9 protein-coding genes are annotated in these 12,403 nt (G+C 71.3%); 2 read left to right on the top strand and 7 right to left on the bottom strand.

Going from position 1 to position 12,403, the window contains the following annotated elements:
* Positions 1-59: 59 nt before the first annotated feature.
* The 4 genes from ABZ321_RS22070 to ABZ321_RS22085 form a co-directional block, all read right to left on the bottom strand.
* A complete protein-coding gene (locus tag ABZ321_RS22070) occupies positions 60-2,324 on the bottom strand; it encodes a helix-turn-helix domain-containing protein (protein WP_354893972.1) in 2,265 nt (754 codons plus the stop codon).
* A gap of 143 nt (positions 2,325-2,467) precedes the next feature.
* Positions 2,468-5,251 (bottom strand): AAA family ATPase, encoded by a 2,784-nt coding sequence (locus tag ABZ321_RS22075; protein WP_354893975.1) that lies wholly within the window; start codon positions 5,249-5,251, stop codon positions 2,468-2,470.
* Positions 5,248-6,834 carry a long-chain-fatty-acid--CoA ligase gene (locus ABZ321_RS22080; RefSeq protein WP_344513575.1) on the bottom strand — a complete coding sequence of 529 codons (1,587 nt, stop codon included), beginning with the start codon at positions 6,832-6,834 and terminating at the stop codon, positions 5,248-5,250. The genes ABZ321_RS22075 and ABZ321_RS22080 overlap by 4 nt, the downstream gene beginning before the upstream one ends.
* Positions 6,835-7,222: 388 nt before the next feature.
* Positions 7,223-7,912, bottom strand: coding sequence for a hypothetical protein (locus ABZ321_RS22085; RefSeq protein ID WP_344513573.1), 690 nt, complete (start codon positions 7,910-7,912; stop codon positions 7,223-7,225).
* A gap of 229 nt (positions 7,913-8,141) precedes the next feature.
* Between ABZ321_RS22085 and ABZ321_RS22090 the strand changes: the two genes are divergently transcribed.
* Both ABZ321_RS22090 and ABZ321_RS22095 read left to right on the top strand, forming a co-directional pair.
* On the top strand, positions 8,142-9,311 hold the full coding sequence (locus ABZ321_RS22090) for a histidine kinase (protein ID WP_354893978.1): 1,170 nt from the start codon (positions 8,142-8,144) through the stop codon (positions 9,309-9,311).
* Positions 9,308-9,988 (top strand): response regulator transcription factor, encoded by a 681-nt coding sequence (locus ABZ321_RS22095; RefSeq protein WP_354893981.1) that lies wholly within the window; start codon positions 9,308-9,310, stop codon positions 9,986-9,988. The genes ABZ321_RS22090 and ABZ321_RS22095 overlap by 4 nt, the downstream gene beginning before the upstream one ends.
* 26 nt (positions 9,989-10,014) lie before the next feature.
* Here ABZ321_RS22095 and ABZ321_RS22100 read toward each other — a convergent pair whose 3' ends face one another.
* From ABZ321_RS22100 to ABZ321_RS22110, 3 genes are read right to left on the bottom strand one after another with little or no spacing between them, the layout of a single operon-like run.
* Positions 10,015-10,899: an NADP-dependent oxidoreductase gene (locus tag ABZ321_RS22100; protein WP_354893984.1), complete on the bottom strand. Its 885-nt coding sequence runs from the start codon at positions 10,897-10,899 to the stop codon at positions 10,015-10,017.
* Between the two features lie 54 nt (positions 10,900-10,953).
* Entirely contained in the window at positions 10,954-11,706 is a 753-nt protein-coding gene (locus tag ABZ321_RS22105; RefSeq protein WP_354893987.1) for an SDR family oxidoreductase, read from the bottom strand.
* Entirely contained in the window at positions 11,703-12,215 is a 513-nt protein-coding gene (locus ABZ321_RS22110; protein WP_354893990.1) for an LLM class flavin-dependent oxidoreductase, read from the bottom strand. Before ABZ321_RS22110 ends, ABZ321_RS22105 begins: the two co-directional genes overlap by 4 nt.
* Positions 12,216-12,403 lie beyond the last annotated feature (188 nt).

Raw genomic sequence — 12,403 nt, forward strand, 5'->3', positions numbered from 1 at the left:
GCTCGTCCTCCATGCAAGTCCCGCCGGGCGCGCCAGCCCAGGCAGAACAGGACGCAGAACTACGGTTCCGCGCCAGCCGTGGAGATGGCGTTGGCCCTGTCCCGGCAGTACGCGGCGCGTTCATGCTGGCCGACCGTCTCGTAGAGCTCGCCCGCCCGTGACAGGCTCGCCCGCGCCTCCGCCGCGTGGTCGTTGCCGTAGAGCTCCTCACCGAGGATCCGCAGCCACGCCGCCTGGCCCATGACGACCTGCAGGCGTTCGAAGAGGTGCACCGCGCGCAGCATCATCGGGATGGCCTCGTCGCGGCGGCCGAGTCGGCCCAGTGCCTGGGCGGTGTGGCCGAGGATGTGCGGGAGGACCGCTTCGACGGCGAATGGTGTCAGCCTGGAGCCGGGGTCCTCGGTGATGGCCAGCGCCCGCTGGTAGTCGGCCAGCGCCGCTGCGGTGTTGCCGAGGTCGAAGGCGATGACGCCGCAGCCCAGGACGCTTTCCATGTGGGCGCCGACGTCGCCGACCCGTGCAAAGAGATCGGTGGCCTGCCGGATGGCGCCGAGCGCCGCCTGGGGGTCGCGCGGCGGCCGAACCCGCAGGGCTGCGGCCGTGTACAGCAGAGCGAACGCCTCCTGCCGAAGGTCGCCGGCCTGCCGGGCCAGGGCCCGCGCCCGTTGCGCGCAGTCCAGCGCGGCCGTGCCGTCCATCCGCCACGGCAGCGTGTGGGTGTAGGCGAGATGGTTCAGGAACTCGGCCTGCAAAGCAGCGTCGTCGAGTTGCACCGCCGAGTCCAGCGCGAGGGTGAACACGTCGGCCCAGTGGGGCCAGTGCACCCAGCGCTCGTAGAACGCGTAGACCGCGTTGACCGCGCGGACGACGGCCCGGTGGTCTCCGGCGACGGCCGCGGCGCCGAGCGCCTGGAACCAGTGCTCGGACTCCGCACGGATCCACGCCTCCGCGTCGTCGGCGCAGCCGAACACCGCGGTGTCGACCCCTCCCGGCTGGACCGACCGGCCCGCCGTCGTCAGCGTGTCGAGCAGCCAGGCGACCATCCGTCGCCGCGCGTCGGTCACGACATTGACCGGGTCCTCGGCCTGCAGACAGCGGCTCGCGTACAGGCGGACCAGGTCGTGGAAGCGGTATCGGCCGCCCTCTGCGGCGTCCAGCAGCCCCAGGTCGACGAGATCGTCGAGCCGGTCCTCGGCCACGGCGACCGGGACCTCGCCGATGACCGACAGCAGCGCCGCGCTGAAGTCCGCCCCGGGCACCAGCGACGCTCGGCGGAACAAGGGCCGCACCAGATCGGGGAGCTGTTCGTACGACATCTCGAACGCGGCCGCCATCTTCAGGTCGCCGGCGTTGAGCTGATCGAGCCGGCGCTCCGCTGCCGACAACCGCGCCACCAGGTCCGCCGTGCTCCAGCCCGGCCGCGAGGTCAGCCGGTTGCCCACGATGCGCACCGCCAGCGGCAGTCCGCCCAGCAGGTCGACCAGCTGCTGCAGGTCGTCGGCGCGCGGCGGGCCGGCCCGCTCGGCCAGGATCCGGCCCAGCAGGTCTTTGGCGTCGACGGCCGGCATCGGATCCAGGTGGAGCCGTTGGACGCCTTCCAGCCCGGCCAGCAGCCGCCGGCTGGTGACGATCAGCTGGCTGGGTCCTGCGCCGGGCAGCAGTGGCCGCACCTGGGACTCCGCCGCCGCGTCGTCCACGATCACCAGGACGCGCCGCTGCCGCAGCAACTGCCGGTATCGCCCGGCGCGTTCGGCCGGTGCCTGCGGCAGCTGCTGGTCGCGGACACCGATCGCCCGCAGCGCCAGTCCGAGCAGATCGGTGCTGGCCGCTGGCCGGCGGCTCATGCCCAGGGCGTTGAGGAAGTACACGCCGTCGGGGAACCGGTCGCGTAGCCGGTGCGCGGCGCGGACGACGAGGGTCGTCTTGCCCACGCCGGCGCCGCCGGAGATCACCGCCGCGCCCAGCCGGTCGGTCGGCTCGTCCGACGCGTCGAGCAGCCCGGCGATCCACGTGAGCTCCGCGGTCCGGCCGGTGAAGTCTCCGATGGACCCCGGCAACTCACACAACCCTGGCGCGACCGTCAACCGCTCCGGGCGGGCGCGGCCGGCCTTCGCCAGTGCAACGAACTCGGCGCGGCGTACCCCCTCGAGCTTGAGCGCGTCGGCGATCAGCTCGACGGTCCGTCGCTGCGGGCCCAGCGCCTTTCCACGTTCCATGTCGCTGAGTGCGCGTACGCTGACGCCCGAGACCTCCGACAGTTCCTCCAGGGTCAGGCCGCATTCGTGCCGCGCGGTCCGAAGCAGCAGCGCGAATGTGGTGGTCATCGCGGGCCGGCTGCCGCCCGGCTGGCGTCGCCGGCCATGCGCATCGTCATCTCCAGTAGCTCGTCCGGGGAAGGACCGAGCTTTCCGTCCGGTCAGGGATCTGGAGTTGGACGCTACGGCCGGATCGCCGCGGACCGCGTCTGTCAAATGACCGGTCCGGGTGGCGGCCGGTCCTGCAGCGCGTCGCGCAGCCCCGCCCGGGCCGCGACGCCCAGTTTCGGAAAGATCTGGTGGAGGTGGTATCCGACGGTGCGGGCGGACAGGAAGAGCCGTTCCCCGATCTGCTTGTTGGTCAGCCCGGTGGCCGCCAGCCGCGCGATCTGGTCCTGCTGCGGGGTCAGCACCGCCGACGGCACCGTCGCGGCGGCAGCGTCACGGTGGCCGCCAGCGGCACGAAGCTCGCCCCCGGCGCGCAGCGCCCACGGGCGGGCCCGGAGGTGATCGAACGCGTCGGCAGCGGCCCGCAGATGATCGCGGGCAGCGGCCGCGGCCCGGGTTCGCCGCAGCCGCTCGCCGTACGCCAGCCGGATGCGGGCCAAGTCGAACGGCCACCGGTCGACATCAGGAAGCGACAGTGCCCGATCGAACAGCGCCGGGAACGCCGCGTCGTCAGCGGCCATCGCGCGCGCTCCCGCGACGGTCAGCGCCAAACGGCCGGACAGGTCGCCGATCAGCGCCGCGTCGGCCGCGGCCACGTGCGCGCGAGCCTCAGCGAGTCGACCGGTGCGGGCGGCGGCCTCGACCAGCTCCATGATCAGCCAGAGGGCGTTCGGGGTGTGCGGCGCCAGCCGGCCGGCCGGGCTGATCATCGCCGCGCACCGGTACGCCTCGTCGAACTCACCTCGCGGCAGCGCGGTCAGGGTGCGGACGTGCCACGCGTACCAGGTGACGACGCCTACCCGACGGGGCGCGGCCCAGCGGGTCATTTCCTGGACGGCCGCACGGGCGGCGAATTCCTCGCCGCGGGCGGCGGCCACGAGAGCCTGCAGGAAGAGCCCGGGCCAGCGCAGCAGCCGGTAGTTGTGGGTCCGGCACAGGTCGAGGCTCTCGGCGGTCAGGGTCTGCACCTCGTCCCAGCGGCCTGCGAAGTAGGCGTCGTTGGCCAGCAACGCGAGCGCCTCGATGGCGGAGGTGACGGCGCCGCCTTCGCGCCCGTGCCGCACCGCGCGCCACAGTGGCTCACGACAGTCGCCGATCCGGTCCAGGAAGCTCCCGGCGATGGCGGTGCGTACGATCCGGGCCGGGCTGTTCTCCTTGTGCAGCTGCGCGACCGCCTCGACGAGCAGGTCCAGCACTGGCGGCGCGGCCCGGGCCGGATCGCTGAACGTGCCGGCCAGGACCGACAACAGCCGCGGCGGGCGGGGCTTCAGGCGCTCGACGGCGGTGTGGAAGTCCGGCCAGAACTCGGCCCGGCCGGCGAAGAAGCAGACCATCAGCAGCGTGTACAGGGCCTCGACGAGGGTCTTGTTGCCGGCGTCGCCGGGGTCCGGCAGCGCGTTGACGGCGCCGCTCAGCAGCCGGTGGGCGGTGTCCACGTCGCCGGTCTCGTTGAGCAGGTGATAGGCCCCGGCCACCGCCCCGGCCAGCGATCCGTGGTGCTCTGGGTCGGCCCGGCGGGCCGCGTCGAGCAGGGCCGGTACGTCACGGAGGTCACCGGTCACGATCGCACCCAGGTACGCCGCCTCGGCCAGCCGGGGGCTGCGGTCGGTGCCGGCTGGGCTCAGGTCGGCCGCGCGTAGCAGTTCGCTGATCGCGCGGACGGCGTCGCCGCGGAAGAGGTTGACATGGGCGGCCTGCTGCAGCAACGCAGCGGTGGTCTCGTCCGGGCCGGTGCTCGCCTCAGCAAGATGCCAGGCACGCCGCAACAGATCCTGGGTGTGATGCCTGGCGAGCAGTTGATGGGCCTGCCGACGTTCGGCTTCCGTCGCACCGCCGACGATCGCGGACCGGATCAAGGGGTGCCGGAAACGCAGCACCGCTGCGGCAACGTCGATGGTGACCAGCCGTTCGCGCACGGCAGGGGCCAGCGTTTCGGCGGCCCTCAACGGCTCACCCAGGACCCCGACGTCACCGGAGCCGTCGAGAACGGCCAGCAGCAGCGCGTCCCGGGTGCCCTGCGGCATCGCATCGATCCGGGCGGCGAACACCTGCTGCAGCCGACCGGTCAGCGGCAGCACCGGCGCCAGCACCTCCGTCGGCCGTGCGCCGCGTGACGCGAGCGCGATCGGCAGTTCCAGCAGTGCAAGCGGATTGCCCTGGGCCTCGGCCAGCAGCCGCTGCCGGGATCGTGGCGCCAGTGCCGGGTGGCGGTTGTCGAGCAGGGCACGGGCCGCATCGTCGGTGAGCGGCCCGAGTTCGTGCGTGCGCAGCTGGCTCGTGTCGAACTCGGTCGGCTCGCCGGTCCGGGCGGTGGCGAGCACGCCGAACCGGTGGCCGACGGCGCGCCTGGCAAGAAACGCCAGGATCTGGGCGCTGATCGTGTCCAGCCACGGCATGTCGTCGACGACCAGCAGGAGCGGGCGGGCCTGTGCGGCCCGGACAAGCAGGTCCAGCGCCGCATTGCAGATCGCCAGCCGGCCGGGCGCGGTGCTCGGGGTCTGCAGGCCGAGCGCGCTGCGCAACGCGGCGCGGTGCCCCGCGTCGAGCCCGTCCAGCTCGTCGAGCAACGGCGACAGGACCTGGGACAGGCCGGAGAAGCTGACGCCGGCGTCGTGTTCTATGCCGACGGCCCAGATCACCTGGGCGCCGACCGTCGCCGCGTAACCTGCCGCATCGACGACCAGCACCGATTTGCCCACGCCGGCGTCGCCGGTGACGACCAGGGCCCCTCCGCGGACCGCGGCGTCGTCGACGAACGACCGGACCAGGGCAACGTCATGGTCACGGCCGACCAGCGTGTGTGCACGCCACCCGGGGTCGTCGCTCACCGTACGCGTTCCTGCCGGAGCCGGCTCTTGAGAACCTTGCCCGCCGGCGAGACCGGCAGCGACGCCACGAGCTCCACGGTGCGCGGAATCTTGTATCCGGCCAGCCGCCCGCGACAGAACGCCCGCAGCTGCTCACCATCCGCGCCGTCACCGGCCGGTACCACAAGCGCGTGCACCCGCTCGCCCCACCGCGCATCAGGCAGGCCGATGACGGCGCACGCGGCCACCGTCGGGTGCTGCAACAGCACATGCTCGACCTCGACCGAGTACACGTTCTCGCCGCCGACGATGATCATGTCTTTGATCCGGTCGACGACGAACAGGTAGCCGTCGTCGTCGAAGTACCCGGCGTCGCCGGTATGCATCCAGCCGTCCCGCAGGGCCGCCGCGGTCTCCTCCGGCCGCTGCCAGTAACCGGCCATCACGTGGTCGCCGCGCACCACGACCTCACCGACGACCCCAGCCGCGACCTCGTCACCGGCGGCGTCCACGACACGGACCTCGGCGTGCGGCGCCGCCCGTCCCGCCGACGCGGCGAGCCGCGGCACGTCATGCTCCGCCGGGCCGAGCAGCGTCGCGACCGGCGCCAGCTCTGTCATGCCGTACGCCTGAACCAGACCCGCCCCGGGGAACATCCTGCGCGCCGCAGCCAGCGTTGCCGCTGGCATCGGCGAACCGCCGTAAATCAACCGGACCAGGCTGGACACGTCAAACCGCTCCGCCTCCGGGCAGTCGGCCAACACCTGGATCATCGTGGGAACCAGCAGCACGTCGGTCACCGCGTACCGTTCGATCGCCGCCAACACGCCGCCGGGCGTGAACCCGTCCACCATCACATGGGTGCCGCCCGTCAGCAGGCCGGCGATCCAGATCGCGAAGTCGGCCAGGTGGAACATCGGCGCCGCGTGCAACAACCGCCCCCCGGGCGTGGTGAACTGCCCCGTGGCCAGACACCCCCACGCCGACGCGAACACGTTGTCGTGGCTGAGCACCGCACCCTTGGCACGGCCGGTCGTGCCACCCGTGTAGAAGACGCCCAACGTCTCGGCACCGCCGCGGCCCACGTCGGGCATCGGAGCGTGGCCACCGATCAGCTCCTCGAACGACACCATTCCAGCCGGCGGACGGCCATCCGACATCACCACCACAGTGCGGACCGGGGCGCTCTGCCGGACCGCAGCCACGACCGGCAGCAACCGCTCGTCAGTGATCACCACCGTCGCCGAACAGTCGGACAACGCGAACCGGACCTCATCGGCCACCCACCGGGTGTTGAGCGGCACCACGATCCCGCCGGCCCAGGCCACAGCGAGCAGCGACTCGTGGTACCGGTCGGAATTGGCGGCCAGCAGCGCCACCCGATCGCCCTCACCAACGCCCAGCACCCGCAGACCGGCGGCGAGCCGCCCCACCCGGTCGACGCATTCGGCCACCGACCGCACCCGACCGTCGAACATCGTCAACGGGTAGGCGGCCCGGTGCCGGACAGCGTTGTGCAAAACCTGGGTTAGATACATGCAACCACCCCAAACCGGCACCTCAACGTCACGATCAACCACCGAATCGTAGGCCGCCGGGCACATGCAAATGACGCCGCCGGAATGCGGAACCAGCCGTACAGAGCACCACCGGAGGTGTAGCCCGCAACGAAGAACGGCCTGCCGTCCTGCATGATTCCCCACTCGTCGTGGACCGGGCGAGTGGCGCGCTCGACGGTACGGCAGGGGGTCGCTGGTGGGCGCTGCGCCCACTGCCGCGCCGAGTCAGGCAACGCGAACCCGAGCGTGGTCAGGCATCGTAGGCCGTGTACTTGCGCTTGGCGTAGTGCTTCACTGTGACCTCGGGCCACCCCGTAGAGCCGATTGGGGTCGAGTAGGTGACGGCCTACGACCGGCGTGCCTGTCGCCATCTGCACGCCCGAGTGGGCGACAGGCATGCCGACGGGTTTTCCCGGCACAGCGCCGGCGTGGCTCAGCGGGCGGATGCCGGCACACGCTCGGCAGCGACGACCGAGGCACGGGCCCTGTCGAACGCCCGGACGCCCAGCACGACGAGCGGCGCGAACATGACGGCGAGGACCGCCGTCGGGATCCAGCCGACCGGTGGCGTGGCGAAGAAGCCGACCGTGGCGACGCCGTACAGCGCGGGGGCCCACCAGCCGAGGACGCCGGCCCGCACGTACCCGACGAGCATCACCAGCAGCGCCGGGAACATGAGGAACCCGGTCACCGTCCAAGCGGTGGTCCCGCTGAGAGCTTCGGCGCTCTCGTACACCCGGACCGCGTCACCGACAGGCAGCCCGCGGTGCAGGGCGATCTTGTAGAAGTCCGAGTAGACCTGGCCCGACACGGAGATCATCCCGAAGGCGGCGGGGACCGCGCCGAGCATTGTCAGCACGGCACCCCTGGGCCCGCGGACCAGCGTCACCGCGCCGACGAGCCCGAGTGCCAGCATCGCCCAGCCGAAGCTCAGCAGGACCGCCGACAGCTGAGCCAGGCCGGGCCGGCTCCCGAGCGCCGCAAGGTAGGTCGCACTCTTCAGGTCTTCCTGCGGCGGGACCGTCGCCCAACCGGCCACCTCGATCACCACGCCGAGGATCAGCGCCGTACCGGTCAGGACACGGCGCTTGGTCAGACTGGCGTCGATATGTTGTTCAGTCATCACGTCACTCCAGGTAGTTGTCGCCGCGAAGTAGCGGCGATCGGTGACCACCGTAGGAACCGATGCGTTCGTCGGGCCTCTGCCGCGGTGCCGAATGCGACCTCCGCCGTGCGGCGGAGGTCGCAACGATCGGCACTCCGCCCGACGACGGAGGCATCCACACAGCCCAGTGCCGTATCGTCGAGCGCCGGTGGCGTCGAGCCGAACGCCGGAACCGGAGGGGCAACCGATGCGCGGGAACGGGTCGCACATCGCCGGCCGTTGGGCGCCGCTACCGCTCGGGCTGCTGCTGGCCGCCGCTGGCAGTTACGAAGCGTATGCGGACGCCCTCTGGCGGGGGCGGCAGGCCACAGCGGCCGGCGTAGCAGTCGCATACGGCCTCGCGGTGATCCTGGCGGGAATCCGGCCGCTGACATCGCTGGTCATCGTCGCCGCCCTCTACCCGTCCTCGAAGCTGCTCGGGCTCACCGACCTCGGCGGGGCGGGACTGGTCGCGATGCTCGTCGTGGTGGGCTGGGCCGCTGCCCGGGCCGCATCGGTCACGCGGGCGGCATGGGCGACGGCCGCCCTCGTCGCGGTGTTCGGGATGACGACGCTCAGCGAGGGCGCACCAGCGTGGGACCCGGTGTTCTTCGCCCTCGTCGCCGGCGCGGCCTGGGGCGCGGGCAGCCTCGTGCGGCGAGAGGGAACCCGCTCGGCCGAACTGGCCGAACTCGCCGCGCAGTTGGCCGAAGAGCGTGAGCTGCGGACCCAGCGTGCGGTGGCGGCGGAGCGGACCCGGATCGCCCGCGAGCTGCACGACGCCGTCGCGCATTCCGTGAGTGTGATGGTGCTGCAGGTCGGTGTCGCCCGCCGCCTGTACGGACGGCCCGAGGCCGAGCGACTGCTCGCCGACGTCGAGCGGCTGGGCCGGGAGTCGGTCGCCGAACTGCACCGGACCGTCGGCATCCTGCGCGACAACGACGAGGCCGACGAGGCCGACGAGCATGCCCCGCAGCCGTCACTGCGCTCACTCAACGCCCTGGTCGCGCAGGTCCGCGGGGCCGGCTGCCCGCTGACGCTACACGTCGAAGGCGACCCGGTGCCGCTCGCTGCTGGGCTGGAGCTGTCCGCGTACCGGATCGTGCAGGAGGCGCTCACCAACCTCCTGCGCCACGCACCGGGCGCCCCGGCCGACGTCCGGCTGCGGTACCAGCGCGACACTCTCACGGTCGAAGTCGTCAACGCGCCGGGTGGGCCGGTCCCCGTCCCCGCCACGCGGGTACCCGGCGGCGGGAACGGGCACGTCGGCATGCGGGAGCGGGTCACGCTGTACGAAGGCGTCCTCCACGTCGGTCCCGAACCCACCGGTGGTTACCGCGTCACCGCAACGTTCCCGATCCGGAAGAGGCAACTGTGACCGTCACGACCATCCGCGTGCTGCTCGCTGACGACGAGGCGATGGTCCGGGCCGGCCTGCGGCTGCTCATCGACAACGAGCCCGACCTGACGGTGGTCGGCGAGGCCGTCGACGGTGCCGAGGCCGTCGCGGTCGCCGGGCGGACCGCGCCGGACGTCGTCCTCATGGACGTCCGCATGCCGAACGTCGACGGGATCGAAGCCGCCCGGCAGATCATCGCCGCCCGCCCGGAGGCCCGGATCGTCATGCTGACCACGTTCCGCGAGGACCGGTACCTGCAAGACGCGCTGCGGGCGGGGGTAAGCGGGTTCCTGCTCAAGGTCTCCCCGCCGCAGCAGATGCTCGACGCCATCAGGGTCGTCGCCGACGGCGGCGGATTACTCGACCCGTCGGTGACCCTGCGGGTGATCGAGACGTTCTCCGGTCAGGCCGGACGGACGAGCCGTGCCGACGACCTGGCCAGGCTCTCGCCACGGGAGCTTGACGTGCTCGCGTTCGTCGCCCGGGGCATGTCCAACGCCGAGGTGGCCGCAAGGCTCTACATCGGTGAGGCGACCGTCAAGACGCACGTCGCGAACTTCCTCATGAAGCTGGGACTGCGCGACCGGGTCCAGGCCGTCGCGTTCGCATACGAAAGCGGCCTGCTCCGCCCAGGCGAACCGGACACCACCGGCTGAACCACGCACGCCAGTCGAGCAGGGTGTCACGGCCGACCCGTAGGCCCAACGCCGATGCCAGCCGGGCGTTCGAGTGGATACGTGCCGGCTACCGCGGTGGTCAAGTCGCCGCGCGCGACCAGCTCCGCCAATCTGGCCAGATCGCCCGTGGACCAGTCCTTCGGCGTGCCGGCACTGAACGTTACGCCCAGCTCTCTGGCGGTCGGGTCGGCAATGGTGACGATCCGGTCGGTTCCTCCACGCAGCGTGATGGAGTCGGGGAGCGCACCCTTGCCGGCCACGTCAAATACGGCGTCGACCTGCCGGGACGTTGCACGAACGCGGTCGACGAGGCCTTCACCGTAGGGCATCGGGATGGCGCCCAACGATCGGACGTAGTCCTGATTGTCTTCGCTCGCGGTGCCGATGACCGTTGCGCCGCGGGCAACAGCCAGCTGGACGGCGATGGTCCCCACCGACGCGCTGGCCCCGTGGATGAGCACGGTCTCTCCGGCTCGTAGTCCCAGCAGGTCCAAGGCGCGTTCGGCGGTCTCACCAGCGGTGGGCAACGTGGCGGCATCGGCGAACGACAGCCCGGTAGGTATGGGGGCAATCTGGCTGGCCAGGGCATACTCGGCGTACGAACCGGCCGGGGAGTCGGCCCAGCCGACGACCGGATCGCCTACCGCAACATCCGTTACATCCGCTCCGACCGCGTCGACGACGCCGGCGACGTCGACGCCGGGGATTGCCGGCAAAGTGGTCGGGATGATGGCCTGCATTGCACCGGAGCGGATCGTGGAGTCCACCGGGTTGACCCCGCTCGCACGTACCCTGATGCGCACCTGCCGCGGTCCTGGATCGGGCACAGGAACGTCGGCCACGTGCAGCACCTCGGGGCCGCCGAACGTGTCAAACAATATCGCCTTCATTTCGCGAATCCCTTCCCGTCGTACAGTTTGGCGGCGGGAGTTGGCGATCGGGGTTCAGGTCTGGGACAGCCCGCCGTCGACGAAGAGTTCGGCCCCAGTGGTGAAAGAACTCTGGTCCGAGGCGAGGAATACGGCTGCGGCGGCGACTTCGTCAGCGCGTCCCAGCCGGCCGAACGGAACCATGTCTCCGATGGCGTCCGCCAATTGCTGGTCGCTCTGCGCCGCGGCCCCCAGGCCGCGGATGCCAGGGGTCTCGATCGGGCCCGGGCTGATGGCGTTGACCCGGATGCCGCGGCCCGCGAGTTCGACGGCCCAGGTGCGGGCGAAGTTGCGATCGGCGGCCTTCGTGGCGCTGTAGACGCTCATCGCCTCCACGCCCATCGACGCATTGGTGGAAGCGAGCACGATCACCGAAGCGTTACGCGGCATCAGGGGGAGTGCCTTCTGCACAGTGAAGAGGGTCCCCTTGACGTTGACGTCGAAAGTCCTGTCGTACTGCTCCTCGGTGATCTCTCCCAGCCGGGCCAACTCACCGACTCCGGCATTGGCCACCACCACATCCAGCCGTCCACTGCGCGCCTCAATGGTCGTGAAGAGCCGGTCGAGATCGTCGAGCTTCGACACATCGCCCTGCACGCCTACGGCCCGTTCGCCGACGGATTCCACGGCCGCGTCCAACTCCTCCGTGCGTCGACCGGTGAGGTACACGATGGCGCCTTCGGCGGCGAACCGGCGAGCGATAGCCAGACCGATCCCGGCCGAACCACCGGTCACCAGCGTGATCTTCCCATCCATCTGTCCCGTCATGCCCACCTCATCGCAGTAACGAGTTCGGCCACCTCTGCGGCGTCAAAGCGCCGTCGCGGCTTGGCGCCGGCCCCTCCCCACATCCGGCATCCATGCCGTACCCGCCAGCGAAAGGAAAATGCACCTACACTGCGGCGCGCGGTAGCCCGTGTCCAAGCATCGAGGTCCAGAGCCGATGGTCTCTCGTTGAGGGCTTCGCCGGTGCCCACGCCCAGGGTGAACTCCCCACTTGTGAGCACCGCGCTGGTCGCCGCGGCCTGGGCGACGACCGCCGGGTGGATGCGAACCGTAGGGCAGGTCACCGCGGTCGTGATCGGCAGTGAGCAGACCTGGCTGAGCGCGCCGATCATCGACCAGACGAACGGGCACTGGCCCTGATCGTCCGGCCAGGGATGGTAGTGGTCGGAGATCCACAGTCCCTCGAAGCCGGCTCGCTCGGCGGCCGTGGCCCGTTCGATCAGGTCGGCCGGCCCGTTCTCGTTGCACGACAAGACGTACCCGAGCCTCATGCGGCTGGGCTACCGCGCGGCTACCAGGCCGCCTGTCGTCCGTGGCGTCGCTCGCCGTCGCCCAGGCCCAAGCCGTCGCCCACAACCCGGCCGAATGGTCCTCTGGTACGGCGAGCCCGGCCGAAGGGGCCGGCGGGTGAGCGGGTCTGCAACGGCCCCGGCGGCGGCACCCGCCCGGCCTACGGTGG

The sequence above is a fragment of the Dactylosporangium sp. NPDC006015 genome, assembly GCF_040614215.1.
Lineage (GTDB): Bacteria > Actinomycetota > Actinomycetes > Mycobacteriales > Micromonosporaceae > Dactylosporangium > Dactylosporangium maewongense.